The sequence below is a fragment of the Streptacidiphilus rugosus AM-16 genome (assembly GCF_000744655.1).
Taxonomy (GTDB): domain Bacteria; phylum Actinomycetota; class Actinomycetes; order Streptomycetales; family Streptomycetaceae; genus Streptacidiphilus; species Streptacidiphilus rugosus.
Map to the genome: position 1 here is coordinate 2,370,412 of NZ_JQMJ01000004.1, position 13,169 is coordinate 2,383,580.

At 74.5% G+C, this 13,169-nt stretch carries 14 protein-coding genes; 12 read left to right on the forward strand and 2 right to left on the reverse strand.

Features of this window, described 5'->3' with window-relative positions; all coding sequences use genetic code 11:
- The first annotated feature begins 90 nt into the window (after window positions 1–90).
- Window positions 91–1,380: a sensor histidine kinase gene (locus tag BS83_RS19830; RefSeq protein WP_051943402.1), complete on the forward strand. Its 1,290-nt coding sequence runs from the start codon at window positions 91–93 to the stop codon at window positions 1,378–1,380.
- Complete coding sequence (locus BS83_RS19835) at window positions 1,377–2,048, forward strand: response regulator (protein WP_037605034.1); 672 nt, start codon at window positions 1,377–1,379, stop codon at window positions 2,046–2,048. Before BS83_RS19830 ends, BS83_RS19835 begins: the two co-directional genes overlap by 4 nt.
- Window positions 2,049–2,114: 66 nt before the next feature.
- Here BS83_RS19835 and ligD (BS83_RS19840) read toward each other — a convergent pair whose 3' ends face one another.
- Window positions 2,115–3,098, reverse strand: a complete 984-nt coding sequence (gene ligD / locus BS83_RS19840) for a non-homologous end-joining DNA ligase (protein WP_037605035.1) — start codon at window positions 3,096–3,098, stop codon at window positions 2,115–2,117.
- Window positions 3,099–3,108: 10 nt separating this feature from the next.
- The gene (gene ku, locus BS83_RS19845; RefSeq protein ID WP_037605037.1) at window positions 3,109–4,041 is read right to left on the reverse strand and encodes a non-homologous end joining protein Ku; all 933 of its coding nucleotides are present in this window, start codon (window positions 4,039–4,041) and stop codon (window positions 3,109–3,111) included.
- 32 nt (window positions 4,042–4,073) lie between these two features.
- Here ku and ligD (BS83_RS19850) point away from each other — a divergent pair, with 32 nt between their 5' ends.
- From ligD (BS83_RS19850) to BS83_RS19895, 10 genes are all read left to right on the forward strand, one after another.
- Window positions 4,074–4,973, forward strand: coding sequence for a non-homologous end-joining DNA ligase (gene ligD, locus BS83_RS19850; RefSeq protein WP_037605038.1), 900 nt, complete (start codon window positions 4,074–4,076; stop codon window positions 4,971–4,973).
- Between the two features lie 50 nt (window positions 4,974–5,023).
- On the forward strand, window positions 5,024–5,620 hold the full coding sequence (locus BS83_RS19855; RefSeq protein WP_051943403.1) for a class I SAM-dependent methyltransferase: 597 nt from the start codon (window positions 5,024–5,026) through the stop codon (window positions 5,618–5,620).
- 142 nt (window positions 5,621–5,762) lie between these two features.
- Window positions 5,763–6,779: a dehydroquinate synthase/iron-containing alcohol dehydrogenase family protein gene (locus BS83_RS19860; protein WP_037605039.1), complete on the forward strand. Its 1,017-nt coding sequence runs from the start codon at window positions 5,763–5,765 to the stop codon at window positions 6,777–6,779.
- A 24-nt stretch (window positions 6,780–6,803) separates the two neighbouring features.
- Window positions 6,804–8,024 (forward strand): sedoheptulose 7-phosphate cyclase, encoded by a 1,221-nt coding sequence (locus tag BS83_RS19865; protein ID WP_232248430.1) that lies wholly within the window; start codon window positions 6,804–6,806, stop codon window positions 8,022–8,024.
- 21 nt (window positions 8,025–8,045) lie between these two features.
- Window positions 8,046–8,771: a cupin domain-containing protein gene (locus BS83_RS19870; RefSeq protein WP_037605040.1), complete on the forward strand. Its 726-nt coding sequence runs from the start codon at window positions 8,046–8,048 to the stop codon at window positions 8,769–8,771.
- Window positions 8,768–9,166 (forward strand): pirin family protein, encoded by a 399-nt coding sequence (locus BS83_RS19875; protein WP_051943405.1) that lies wholly within the window; start codon window positions 8,768–8,770, stop codon window positions 9,164–9,166. Before BS83_RS19870 ends, BS83_RS19875 begins: the two co-directional genes overlap by 4 nt.
- Entirely contained in the window at window positions 9,163–9,666 is a 504-nt protein-coding gene (locus tag BS83_RS19880; protein ID WP_051943408.1) for a VOC family protein, read from the forward strand. The genes BS83_RS19875 and BS83_RS19880 overlap by 4 nt, the downstream gene beginning before the upstream one ends.
- Entirely contained in the window at window positions 9,663–11,231 is a 1,569-nt protein-coding gene (locus BS83_RS19885) for an FAD-dependent oxidoreductase (RefSeq protein WP_198035267.1), read from the forward strand. Before BS83_RS19880 ends, BS83_RS19885 begins: the two co-directional genes overlap by 4 nt.
- A gap of 32 nt (window positions 11,232–11,263) precedes the next feature.
- Window positions 11,264–12,385, forward strand: a complete 1,122-nt coding sequence (locus BS83_RS19890) for an NAD(P)-dependent alcohol dehydrogenase (protein ID WP_037605041.1) — start codon at window positions 11,264–11,266, stop codon at window positions 12,383–12,385.
- 69 nt (window positions 12,386–12,454) lie between these two features.
- Window positions 12,455–13,141, forward strand: coding sequence for a response regulator (locus BS83_RS19895; protein WP_051945468.1), 687 nt, complete (start codon window positions 12,455–12,457; stop codon window positions 13,139–13,141).
- Window positions 13,142–13,169 lie beyond the last annotated feature (28 nt).

A 13,169-nucleotide genomic window follows, 5' to 3' on the forward strand; every position in this document is an offset into this window, starting at 1 on the left:
CGGCGGCGGCAAGGGTGGCGGCGGCACCCGCCCACGGGCGTAGTCCCGCAGGTCGATGACCCGTCCCCGGCCCGCGGATAGTCTCGACGTATGAACGCCACACCGCGCCCTCCGCTGCTCAGCCGGGTCCCCTCGCGCGTGTGGACGGCCTTGTGGTGGTCGGTGCTGACCGTGTTGGTGATCATCTTCTCGGTGCAGACGATCCCGTCGCCGATGGGCTTCCAGGACGGCGTCGAACGGTCCGGTCCGCTCGGGGTGACGGCGGTCGTCGTGCTCGGCTCGGCGCTGCTGCCGCGCTTCCCCCTCACGGCGCTGGCGCTGCTGCTGGCGAACGCCCTGCGCATCGCCTATGTGCTGCCCTACCACGCCCAACTGACGCTGTCCGAGACGATCCCTGCCATCCTGGCGCTGTGCTGGATCTCGGCGACCCGGGGCCGCCAGGTCACCACGCCCGCCGCGGTCATGTGCCTGGCCACGATGGCCGGTTACAGCATCGGGCGGATCCTCGCCGGCCAGGACCCCACCCGGGGCCAGGAGCAGGTGCCGGTCGCGCTGGTCTTCCTGCTGGCCTGGATGATCGGCAACTCGGTCCGCACCCGGCGCAGCTTCACCGCGGCGACGCGCGCGCAGGCGACCGAGCAGGCGATCACCGAGGAGCGGCTGCGGATCGCCCGCGAGCTGCACGACATGGTCGCGCACAGCATCGGCATCATCGCCATCCAGGCCGGGGTGGGCAGCCGGGTCATCGACTCGCAGCCGGCCGAGGCGCGGGCCGCGCTGCAGGCGATCGAGGCGACCAGCAGGGAGACCCTGTCGGGGCTGCGCCGCACCCTGGTGGCACTGCGCCAGGCCGACCCCACGCCGGGCTCCCAGCTCGCGCCGCTGGCCCCCGCCCCCGGTCTGTCCGACGTCGAGCGCCTGGCCGGGACGACGGCGCAGGCGGGCATCAGGGTCGAGCTCAGCTGGCGCGGCGAGCGCCGCCCGCTGCCCGGCGACATAGACCTGTCGGCCTACCGCATCGTGCAGGAGGCCGTCACCAACGTGGTGCGCCACGCGGGGACCGGGAGCTGCCGGGTCTCCATCGACTACGGAGCGGAGGAGCTTTTCTTGGAGGTCGTCGACGACGGACGCGGCATCGCGCCCGCGCACGGGACGCAGGGCGGGAACGGCCCGCACCCGGCGCAGGCGGGGGCCGGGTTCGGCATCACCGGCATGCGCGAGCGGGTCAGTCTGCTGCACGGCGAGTTCAGCGCCGGTCCCCGCCCCGAGGGCGGGTTCCGCGTCGCGGCCCGCCTCCCGCTGCCGCCCGCCGTGGCGGTCGGCTCCCCCGACAACGGCCGGGAGACCGCCGCGGCCGCGGAGGAGGCGGTGGCGCGATGACCGCCGAGCAGATCCGCGTCGTCCTCGCCGACGACCAGCCGCTGGTCCGCTCAGGACTGCGGGTCCTGATCAACGACAACCCCGATCTGCGGGTCGTGGGCGAGGCCGGATCCGGCGACGAGGCGATCCGCCTGGTGGACGAACTGAAGCCGGACGTCGTGGTGATGGACATCCGGATGCCCGGCATGGACGGCATCGAGGCCGCCCGCAGGATCACCGGCGGCCCCGAGACGGCCAGGATCCTGATGCTGACCACCTTCGACGACGACCACTACGTCTACGGCGCGCTGCGCGCCGGGGCCAGCGGCTTCCTGGTCAAGGACATGGCCCTGGAGGAGATCCTCTCCGCGATCCGCGTCGTCGCCGCGGGCGAGGCGCTGATCGCGCCGAGCGTGACCCGGCGTCTGATCGCCGAGTTCGCCAACCGGCCCGACCTGCCCGCCGCCGCGCCGCGCCGCAAGCTGACCGGGGTGACCGACCGGGAGATCGAGGTGCTGACCCTGGTGGGCCGCGGGCTGAGCAACAGCGAGATCGCCGAGGAGCTGTTCATCTCGGTGGCCACGGCCAAGTCCCATGTCGCGCGGATCCTGTCCAAGCTGGACGCGCGGGACCGGGTGCAGCTGGTCATCCTCGCCTACGAGGCGGGCCTGGTCTCCGCCCCGCAGTAGTCGCGTACGCAGCGGCGCGGTGGTCGACGCACAGGCTTCGGCCGCCCCCGCGAGGCCGACGCCGCGTCAGAACGTGGGCCGGTCCGGCGGGGTGATCTCGCGCAGGCCCTTCCAGACCGGCTGGCGCAGCATCCCGCCGGCGGTGAGTTCCTGGTACTCGACCTCGGCGGCCAGCGCCGGCGTCGCCCAGTGCACGGTGGAGTCGGGCCGGCCGAGGTCGGCCGGGGTGCCGAGGAAGGGTGAGCGTGCGGTTTCCAGGCTGCGCAGCAGCTCGGCCAGGTCGCGGCCCTCGTTGACGCCGATGCCCGAGCCGACCGCCCCCAGATAGCGCAGGCCGAGCGACTCGGGGACCCCGGCCAGCACGCTGCGCAGCGCGCCGCGTTCGTCCGCGAGCCAGCCGCCGATCCGCACGTCGAGGGTCTGCCGGTGCTTGTGCTTGATCCAGGCGCGCGTGCGGTGGCCCGGTTCGTAGAGGGAGTCCAGGCGCTTGGCGACGATGCCCTCGATGCCGTAGGCCTCGGTCCACTCCACCGCCGAGCGCAGGTCCCCGGTCCAGGACGGCGGCGTGCGCACGGGCCCCCGGTCGCGGTCCAGGTCGAGCTCCTGCAGCAACGTGCGGCGCGCGGTGTAGGGCAGCCGGGTGAGGTCGCGCCCGTCTCGGTGGAGCAGGTCGAAGACCATCAGCGTCACCGGCGTCGCATGCCTGGCCACCTGGATCTGCGCGGGGCGGCGCAGGCTCATCCGCTCCTGGAGCGCGCCGAAGCTGGGTGTGCCGTCCAGACCCAGGGCGACCACCTCACCGTCCAGCACCACCTCGTGGCTGCCGAGGAGGTCGCCGAGCGCGACGAGCTCCGGGTAGCGCTCGCTCGCGTCGCCGCCGGTCCGCGAGCGGATCCGGACGCTGCCGTCGCCGGGCACGTAGACCAGGACGCGCATGCCGTCCCACTTCACCTCGGCCGCCCAGTGCGACTCGTCGCGCGGCAGTGGGGCGGTGGTCGCCAGCATCGGCGAGTAGAGGGGGAGCGCGGTCGGCGTGCGGGTCCGGGACATGGCGTGCACCTCAGGACGCGCGCCGGGGCGCGGCCTTCTTCGCGGGCGCGGCGGTCTTCTTGGCCGTCTTCTTGGCGGCGGTCTTCTTCGCGGGGGCCGCCTTGCGCGGCTTCGCGACGCGCGGCTCGGCCTCCGCCTCCTCGTGGGCGGCCTCCCCGCGCTGCGCCTTCGCGGCCGCGACGCTCGACTTCAGCGCCGCCATCAGGTCGATCACCTCCGCGCCGCCCTCGGCGACCGGCACCGGGGCCGGGGCGGCGCCCTCCGCCTTGGCCTGGATCAGCGCCTCGAGCGCGACGGCGTAGTTGTCCCGCTCCTCGTCCAGGTCGAAGCCCTCGGTGAGGGTCTCCATCAGCGAGCGGGCCATCGCCAGCTCCTGCGGACGCAGTTCGGGCGCCTCGTCCGGAGCCAGCCCCTCCGAGGAGCGGATCTCGTCCGGCCAGCGCATCGTCTGGAGCACCAGCAGGTCGTCCTGGACGCGCAGCACCGCGAGCGACTCGCGCGAGCGCATGGTGATCTTGGTGACGGCGACCTGACCCGACTCCCGCAGCGCCTCGCGCAGCAGCGCGTAGGGCTTGGCGGGGGCCTTGTCGCCCAGGCCGACGTAGTAGGGGCTGTCCCAGCGCAGCGGGTCGATCCGGTCGGCGGGGAGGAAGGCCACCACGTCGATGATCTTCTTGCTCGGCACCGGCAGCGTGGCCAGGTCCTCGTCGGTGAGGACCACGACCCGGCCGTCGCCCGACTCCCAGCCCTTGGCGATCTCGCCGTACTCGACCTCGCGGTTCTCCGCCTCGCAGTACCGCTTCATCCGAATGCGTGAACCGTCCTCCCGGTGGACCTGGTGGAGGACGGGACCGGAGTGGGCGTCGGTGGCCGGGTACAGCTTGACCGGCACGGCGACCAGACCGAACGTGATGCTGCCCGTCCAGACGCTGCGAGGAGGCATGACCTGAACCTTTCGCGGGGTATTCACACGTTATGCCCGGAAAAGTACCCGTGCAGGTCGACGGGCGCGCGCTCACTCTGACCCATCTGGACAAGGTGCTCTGGCCCGCGTGGTCCAAGGCCGAGATGATCGACTACTACGCCCGCGTGGCCGACGCGATGGTGCCGCACCTGCGCGACCGACCCGCCTCCTTCCTGCGCGGCCCCGAGGGGATGAGCGGCCCGCTCTTCGTGGCCAAGAACCCGCCGCCGCGCACGCCAGGCTGGATGCGGATCGAGGAGATCGCGGCGAAGGAGGGCCCGCGCCCGCACCTGGTCCTCGACGACACCCCGAGCCTGATCGCGGCCGCGAACCTCTACTGCCTGGAGATCCACGTCCCGCAGTGGACCGTCACCGGCGGCCGCGACGGGCACGACCGCTTGGTCGTCGACCTCGACCCCGGCGAGGGCACCGGTCTGGTCGAGTGCTGCGCGGTCGCGCTGCTGGTCCGCGAGGCGCTGGCCGCCGACGGCCTGCCCTGCTGGGCGGTCACCTCCGGCAGCAAGGGCCTGCACCTGTACGCCCCGCTGCGGCCCACTCCCGAGGCGGCTGTCGTCGCCTACGCCAAGGCGCTCGCGGAGCGGCTGGCGGCCGCGCATCCGCAGGTGCTCGTGGCCCGGATGACCAGGTCGCTGCGCGCGGGCCGGGTCTTTCTCGACTGGTCGCAGAACTCCACCTCCAAGACCACCTCCGCCCCCTACACCCTGCGCGCCACCCGGACCGACGTGCCCGGCGTCTCCGCGCCGCTGACCTGGGCGGAGGTCGAGTCCTGCGGCTCCCCCGCCGACCTCGCGCTGACCCCGCCCGAGGTCGCCGCGCGCGTCGCGGCCGACGGCGACCACGCGGCCGGGCTGTGCGACCCGGCCGAGGCCAGGGAGCTGCCGGGGCGCTGACCGCGGTGACCTCTGGCGCCCGGGGCCCTGGGTGCACCAGGCTGTCCGCCATGGATCTTTACCGGCAGTTCGCACTGCCCCAGGGACTCGGCGGCCGGGCGATCGGCGCGCTGATGGCCGTGATGAACGCCGCGCAGATCAGGGAGACGGTCCGTGCGGTCGCGCCGCAGGCCGGGGAGCACGTCCTGGAGATCGGCTTCGGCCCCGGCGTCGGCCTGGTCGCCCTCGCGAACGCGGCGCCGGGGGTGCGGGTGGCCGGCGCGGACCCCTCCGCCGAGATGGTCGCGGCCGCCGGGCGCCGCACCCGGCGCCTCGGCGACCGGGTCGGGCTGCACGAGGGCACGGCGGCGGCGCTCCCCTGGGAGGACGCGACCTTCGACGCGGTCTGCGCCACCAACAGCGTGCAGCTGTGGCAGCCGCGCGGCGCCTCCCTGGCCGAGGTGCTGCGCGTGCTGAAGCCCGGCGGGCGCCTGGTGCTGAGCGTGCTCGAACGTGCCGTCCTCCCCGACGGCGGCAGCGCCGGGCCCCACTTCGACGACGAGCTCCGCCCCGATCTGGCCCAGGCGGGCTTCGGCGACGCACGGCTGGAGTGGCGGGAGTCGAAGCTCGGCCGGGCGCTGCTGGTCACGGCGACCCGTCCGGCCTGAGCACCTGACCACCTGAGTGCCCGGGCGGCTAGGGCCTGGGCCCGGCGACGCGGTCGGGTCGGGCGGCTCATGAGACCGGGATGCCGGAACCCGGAGCGTGGCAGGCGGAAGTGATGCCTGCCCATGTCCGGGGGTGTACCCCATGTCCGATGTCACCGTACCGGCTCGAACGGCCGGAGAGGCCGGATCCGGCGACCCGGTCGAGCCCGCCGTGCTCGACCGGGCGGTGCAGGTCGGGGCGTTCCGCTATCCGGTGCTCGTCCGCGTCGGGACGGCGGCGTCCGGCGCGCTGACGGAGCACGTCAGGGGCCTGGCCGCGGACAGGCGGTGCGCGCTGGTCGCGGGGCCGGGGGTGTCGGCGCGTCAGCTGGGCGAGGTGACGGCGGCTTTGGAGCCGCTCGCGCCCGGCGGACCGGCGGGCGGGGTGCTCGTCGCCGTCGGCGGCCGGGCGACCCTGCGACGGGCCCTGGCCACCGCCGGAACGGCTCCGGTGGTCCTGGTGCCGACGACGCTCGGGGCCATGTGCGGCGCGTCGGTCCTGGTGCGGGGTGACGCGGCGACCGGACGACCGCGCGCGCCCGCGCTGGTCTGGTGTCGGCCCGACCTGCTGGACGGTCCGCAGCACGGCGGGCTGTTCCCGGTGCTGCGCGACGTCCTGGCGATCTGCCCGTACTTCTACGACTCGGTGGCCGCCCGGCTGCGCCCCGACGGGCGCTACGACCCCGCCACCCTCGCCGCCTTCGTGGCGCTCTGCGTCGAGGCGCAGAGCGGGGTGCTCGGGTACGACCCGCTGGGGCGGGGACCCGGCGCGGTGCTGCGTTACGGCGCAGGCCGGGCTGCGGGCCTGCTGCTCGCCGCCCGGGTGGCGCGGCGCCTGGGACTGCTCGGCGAGGCGGACGCGGACGCCCACAGGCGTCTGGTCGCCGCGGCCGGGCTGTCCACCGCCGAGCAGGTGTGGCCGGACCGGGCCGGGACCTTGGTGCTGCTGGAGGCGCTGGGCCGGCCGCACGTCTGCGCCGGGTCCCTGCTGACCCCGGTCGGCCCGTTCGGGTCCGGCCCCGGGACCGGAACGGGACCGGCCCACGACACCGCTCCCGTGCCCCTGGGACACCAGGACGCCGACCGTGGGAGGCACGAGACCGCAGCAGCGGCCCGCTGACCCGTCGACGACAGGGAGCTCTTCGTGTCCCCCCAGCACCGGATACCTCCGCAGCCCGACACCCACCGGCCCGGCCTCTTCACCACCGGCGCACCGGTCACCTCCTGGACGGTGAGCACCGCTCTCCCGGTCCGCTACGACGTACGCTTCGTCCCCGACGTCCTCTCCCCCGACAATCCGGCGCTGGCGGAGGCGGGCGCCCGCCGCGCCGACGGCGGCCGACGCCGACGGCTGCTCGTGGTCGAGGCCACCGTGCACGACCTCTACGGACAGCGCATCCACGCCTACTGCGCCGCGCAGGGCCTCGACTACCGGCTGCACGTCCTGCCCGCTCACGAGCGGGTCAAGACGATGGACCCGGTCTTCGAGGTCGCCGGGCAGATGGACCGCTTCGGCCTCTCCCGGCGCGGCGAACCCGTCCTCGCGATCGGCGGTGGCGTGCTCACCGACGTGGTCGGCCTGGCCTGCAGCCTCTACCGCCGCAGCACCCCCTTCGTCCGGGTGCCCACCACCTTGATCGGGCTGGTGGACGCGGGCGTCGGGGCGAAGACGGGCGTCAACTTCGGCCGCCACAAGAACCGGCTCGGCACCTACCATCCGGCCGCCGAGACCCTGCTCGACCCCTCGTTCCTGGCCACCCTGGACACCCGGCACATCGGCAACGGACTGGCCGAGATCCTCAAGATCGGCCTGATCAAGGACCGCGGCCTGTTCGAACTGCTGGACCAGGTCGGCGAGCGCCTGCTCACCACCCGGTTCCAGCACCCGGCCGCCGCCGAGGTCCTGGCGCGTTCCGTGCAGGGCATGCTCGAGGAGCTCCAGCCGAACCTCTGGGAGCACACCCTGGAGCGGTCCATGGACTACGGCCACTCCTTCAGCCCGACGCTGGAGATGCGGGCCCTGCCGGAGCTGCTGCACGGCGAGGCGGTCTGCGTCGACATGGCCCTCACCACGCTGCTCGCGCGGCGTCGCGGCCTGCTCGACGCCGACCAGGCGGCGCGCGTGCTCGCGGTCATGCGACGGCTGGGGCTCCCGGTCTGGCACCGGCTCCTCGAACCGGACCTGCTGCGCGACGCGCTGACGGACACCGTCCGCCACCGCGACGGCCGCCAACGGCTGCCGCTGCCCGCGGGCATCGGCGCGGGCGTGTTCGTCGACGACCTCACGCCACGCGAGCTGGCGCAGGCCTCGCGCGAGCTGCGCGCGGCCGCAGGAGTTCTGACGCCCGCCCAGCAGGCCGCCTGAGCGGCGCGGAAGGGGACCGTCATGAACCCAGGACTCATCGTGGCGTCCACCGCGGCACCCGCCGACGTCCACGGCGTCCACGGCGCCGCAGGGCTGACGCACTGGACCTGCCTCGCCCGCCGGACCGGGCTCGACGGTGACTGGGAGGCCGTCGAGTGGGCCTGCCTGCCGCCCGGCGGCGTCAGTGGGGAGCACCTGCACACCCGAACCGAGGAGGTCTACCTCCTCCTCTCCGGCCGGGGCGAGATCAGCCTCGACGGCCGGGCCCGGCCCGTCGCCGCCGGCGACCTGGTGCTGACCGGCCTCGGGACCCGCCACGGCCTGCGCAACACCGGAACCGAACCCCTGGAATGGCTGGTGATCGAGATGACCGCCGTACCGACCCGGACCCCGCACACCGACCCGATCGGCAGCGCCGTCGTCGAAGACCTGCGCCGCAACGGTCCGCTCGACCCGCGGAAGGTCCTGACCGGGCCGCTGCGCCGCATCGAGGTGGCCCGGCTGGGGGCGGGCCACCACTCCGAGCTGGTCGCGGACGGCGTCGAGCACACGGTCTTCGTGACCGAGGGCGACGGCCTGGCCGTGGCGGAGGCGGCCCGGGTCCCGCTGGCGCCGGGGACGGCGCTGACGCTGCCGCTCGGGAGCGACGCCTGCCTGGTCGCGGGACGGGACGGGCTGGAGTACGTCCACGCCGTGCTGGCGGTGCCCGCCGTGGTGCCGTCCCAGGAGCGAGGAGCGCAACCGTGATCGTCACGACCACCGCCGGGCCCACGACCCTGGTGGGCCCCGGCCGACAGCGCATCCGCATCCGCTGCCTGGCCCGCCGGGGCATGCTGCACAGCGAGACCGAGGCCGTCGACCACGTCCGCCTCGGTCCCGGAGCCGCGTTCGACCTGTCCGGCCGCGAGGGAACCGAGGCCGCCTGGTACGTGCTGCGCGGCCCGGTCACCCTCGCACTCGGCGAACCGGCGGCAGGGCGACAGGCCCTGGACCGGGGGGACCTGGTCCTCGCGCCCCACGGGGAGCGGGTGCGGCTCCTGGCCGGCCCGCTCGGGGCCGAGCTGCTGTGCCTGTCCGTCACCCCTCGTGCGGTGAGCGAGCAACTCCCGCCGCGCCGACCCGATCTGGGAGTCCCGTCATGAACGAGCCGATCACCGCCGTCCATCATGTCGCCTACACGGTGCCCGACCTGGACCAGGCGATCGCCTTCTTCGGCGACGCCCTGGGGGCCGAACTCCGCTACCGGGTCGGCCCGCTGAGTGATCCTGGGGACTGGATGTCCCGCCGACTGGGCGTGCACCCGCGCGCGGTCGTGCGGATCGCGATGCTGCGGCTGGGACCGGCGCTGCAGTTGGAGCTCTTCGAGTACGAGGTTCCGGGGCAGCGCAGGGTCCTGCCGGTCAACAGCGACCTGGGCGGGCACCATCTCGCCTTCCGCACCGACGACATCGACGCGGCCGTGAAGCGGCTGGCCGAGCGGCCCGGCGTGCGGATCCTCGGCGAGGTCGACACCGTCGGCGAGGGCCCCATCGAGGGCACCCGCTGGGTCTACCTCACCGCCCCCTGGGGCATGCAGCTCGAGTTGGTCGAGCCGCCGCCCGACCCGGTCCGGCCGGTCGATCCGGACGGAGCGGGACGGTGAACGCCGGGATCTGGGCCCCCGGCAGCCCGCCGGTGGTCGCGGCGGATCTGGAGCGGTACGAGGCCGACATCGTCATCATCGGCTCGGGCGCGGGCGGCGCCACCACCGCCTGGGCCCTGGCCGGACGCGGCGCGCGGGTCCTGGTCCTGGAGCGCGGCGGCTTCCTGCCGCGCGAGCCGGAGAACTGGTCGCCGCGGGCGGTCTTCGGCGAACAGCGCTACCACAACGCCGAACCCTGGCGGACGGCGGACGGACGGCGCTTCACCTCGGCCGCGCACTACTACGTCGGCGGCACCACCAAGGTCTACGGGGCGAGCCTGCCCCGGATGCGGGTGGACGACTTCGAGGCGGTCGAGCATCCCGAAGGGACCTCCCCGGCCTGGCCGTTCGGCTACCGGGAGCTGGAACCCTTCTACGCCGAGGCGGAGCGCCTGTTCCGGGTGCACGGCGCGCAGGACGAGGGCGCAGGTGATCCGACGGGGCCGCCGCGCTCGGGCGCGTTCCCGCACCCGCCCGTGCCGCACGAGCCCTACGTCGCCGAACTCGAACGGCGACTGCGTGCCCAGGGCCTGCACCCCTTCCCGCTGGAGCTCGGCGTCGACCTCGGGCCGGACCGGCCCTGTCTGCGCTGCGGCACCTGCGACGCCTTTCCCTGCCGGGTCGGCGCGAAGAACGACGCCGAGACGCGCGCCCTGCGGCCGGCCCTGCGCCGCGGCGGCGTCCGGCTGCTCACGGACACCTACGTCACCCGTCTGGAGACCGACGCCGGCGGGCGTCGGGTGACCCGCGCGCACGCGCTGCGCGGCGGCCGTCAGGTCACGATCGGCGCGGGACGCTTCGTGGTGAGCGCGGGTGCGGTCAACTCCGCGGCGCTGCTGCTGCGTTCCGCCGACACTGGGCGTGGTCACCCGGCCGGTCTGGCCAACGGGTCCGGTCTGGTCGGCCGGAACCTGATGCTGCACAACAACAGCGTGGTGTTGGCCGTCGATCCGCGCCGCAGGAACCCCGTCGTCTTCCAGAAGACCCTGGCCGTCAACGACTTCTACCGCGCGGACCCGCACAGCGGACGTCCGCCGCTCGGCAACCTGCAGCTCATGGGCAAGGTCCAGGCGGAGATGCTGCCGACGGGGTACCCCTACCGGCTCCGCGCCGCCGTCGCCGCGCACAGCCTGGACTGGTGGGTGATGTCCGAGGACCTGCCGGACGCCCGCAACCGGGTGGCACTGACCCCGGACGGCGGGATCGTGCTCGCGCGCACCCCCACCAACCTGCGCGCCCATCGCGACCTGCTGCGCGCCGCCCGCCGGATGCTGCGGCGGGCCGGCTACCCGCTGGTGCTCGCCCACCGGATGGGGCCGGACGCCACCGGCCACCAGTGCGGCACCGTCGTGGCCGGGCGCGACGGGGCGAGCTCGGTGCTCGACCCGTACTGCCGCAGCCACCAGGTGCAGAACCTCCACGTCGTCGACGGCGGCTTCTTCCCCTCCTCCGCCGCCGTCAATCCGACCCTCACCATCGTCGCCCAGGCGCTGCGCGTCGCCCGCCACGGCGGGCTGCTGGACTGACGGACCGCCACGCACCCCCCTCCGGAGCAACCATGCACACCGCCACCTCCGTCACCGCCGCCGTCGCCCGCGCCCCCGGCCGGCCCTTCGTGCTCGAACGCGTCCGCGTCGACGCCCCGCGCCCGCACGAGGTGCTGCTGCGGACCGAGGCGGCCGGGATCTGCCACACCGACCTCAGCGTCCGGGCCGGGCACACGCCCTTCCCACTGCCGGGCGTGCTCGGACACGAAGGCGTCGGCACCGTCGTCGCGGTCGGATCGGCGGTGACCGCGACCGCGCCCGGCGAGCGGGTGCTGGCCACCTTCGACTCCTGCGGCGACTGTCCCGCCTGCCGCGTGGGACGTCCGGTCCGGTGTGCGCACTGGCCGGCGCTCAACCTCTTCGGCGGCTCCCGCCTGGACGGCTCACCGACGCTGTGGGACACGGCAGGGACGCCGCTGCACGGCAAGTTCTTCGGCCAGTCCTCCTTCGCCGAGCTCGCCCTGGCCTCGGACCGCAATGTCGTCCCGGTGCCCGAGGACCTGCCCGCGGCCGTGCTCGCGCCGTTCGGCTGCGGGGTGCAGACCGGGGCCGGGGCCGTGCTGAACGTGCTGCGCCCCGAGCCGGGCGACAGCCTCGCGGTCTTCGGCGCGGGCGCGGTGGGCCTGTCGGCCGTCCTCGCGGCACGGCTCACCGCCGCCACCAGGATCATCGCCGTCGACCTCCACCCCGCGCGCCTGGCGCTGGCCCGTCGCCTGGGCGCGACCGACGTCGTCGAGGCCGGGAGCAACGACGCGGCGGACGCGATCGCCGAACTGACGGGCCGGCGGGGCGTCGACCGCGCGCTGGAGACCAGCGGGGACGTCAGGGCGCTGCGCCAGGCCGTCGCCTCGCTCGCGATCGGCGGCATGCTCGGCGTCGTCGGTGCGCCGCCGCAGGGGACGGAGGTCGGGCTCGACGTCCCGCAACTGCTCGACCGGGGCACGCGGATCGTCGGGATCAACCAGGGCGCGAGCCTGCCGCAGCGCTTTCTCCCGGCGCTGGTCGATCTCTTCCGGTCGGGTCGGCTGCCGGTCGACGAGCTGGTGCGGTGCTACCCCTTCGAGCAGATCGAGCGGGCGGCCCAGGACGCCCTGACCGGGCAGGTCGTCAAGCCGGTCCTGCTGATGACCTGACCGAAGCCGTCAATCGAGTGAACGTTCAGTCACCCAATGACTACTGATAGTGTCCGAGCCGTGGAAGAGGTGGCAGCAGAGGCTGCGGAGCAGCGCGGGAACGGCGTCGTACGGGTCCTGCTCGTGGACGACCATCCGCTCTTCCGTGCGGGCCTGCGCGCGGCGCTGGAGAGCGACGCCGGGGTGACGGTGGTCGGCGAGGCCGAGCTCGCCGGCCAGGTGCCGGCCGCGGTCGAGCAGCACGACCCCGACCTCGTCGTCATGGATCTCACCCTGCCCGACGCCTCGGGCCTCGACGCCACCCGGCAGCTGGCCGCACGCCGGCCGCAGCTGCCGGTGCTGATGCTGACGATGGCCGACGACGACGGCAGCCTGCTCGCCGCGCTGCAGGCCGGCGCGCGCGGCTACCTGGTCAAGGGCGCGGGCCGGGAGGAGGTGCTGCACGCGGTGCGCACCGTCGCCGCGGGCGGCGCGGTCTTCGGCGCGGACATCGCCGCGCGCATCACCGCGCTGCTGGCCGGCAGCCGACTGCGCGACGCGGGCCGGCTCTTCCCCGCCCTGACCGCCCGCGAGGCCGAAGTCCTGGACCTGGTCGCCCGCGGCCTGGACAACCACAGGATCGCCCGTGAGCTCTTCGTGGCCGAGAAGACCGTGCGCAACCACGTGACGCACATCTTCGAGAAGTTGAACGTGGCCACGCGCGCCGAGGCCGTCGCCCGCGCCCGCGACATGGGACTGGGCGACACCGGCGGCTGAATCCCCGGGCGGGGACGGGACCGGGGCC

What these genes read in the sequence shown, in the direction of transcription:
- BS83_RS19870 (WP_037605040.1), top strand. Translation starts at nt 8,046, where the DNA reads ATGAACCCAGGACTCATCGTGGCGTCCACCGCGGCACCCGCCGACGTC.
- BS83_RS19835 (WP_037605034.1), top strand. Translation starts at nt 1,377, where the DNA reads ATGACCGCCGAGCAGATCCGCGTCGTCCTCGCCGACGACCAGCCGCTG.
- BS83_RS19860 (WP_037605039.1), top strand. Translation starts at nt 5,763, where the DNA reads ATGTCCGATGTCACCGTACCGGCTCGAACGGCCGGAGAGGCCGGATCC.
- BS83_RS19855 (WP_051943403.1), top strand. Translation starts at nt 5,024, where the DNA reads ATGGATCTTTACCGGCAGTTCGCACTGCCCCAGGGACTCGGCGGCCGG.
- ku (WP_037605037.1), bottom strand. Translation starts at nt 4,041, where the DNA reads ATGCCTCCTCGCAGCGTCTGGACGGGCAGCATCACGTTCGGTCTGGTC.
- BS83_RS19880 (WP_051943408.1), top strand. Translation starts at nt 9,163, where the DNA reads ATGAACGAGCCGATCACCGCCGTCCATCATGTCGCCTACACGGTGCCC.
- ligD (WP_037605038.1), top strand. Translation starts at nt 4,074, where the DNA reads ATGCCCGGAAAAGTACCCGTGCAGGTCGACGGGCGCGCGCTCACTCTG.
- BS83_RS19890 (WP_037605041.1), top strand. Translation starts at nt 11,264, where the DNA reads ATGCACACCGCCACCTCCGTCACCGCCGCCGTCGCCCGCGCCCCCGGC.
- ligD (WP_037605035.1), bottom strand. Translation starts at nt 3,098, where the DNA reads ATGTCCCGGACCCGCACGCCGACCGCGCTCCCCCTCTACTCGCCGATG.
- BS83_RS19830 (WP_051943402.1), top strand. Translation starts at nt 91, where the DNA reads ATGAACGCCACACCGCGCCCTCCGCTGCTCAGCCGGGTCCCCTCGCGC.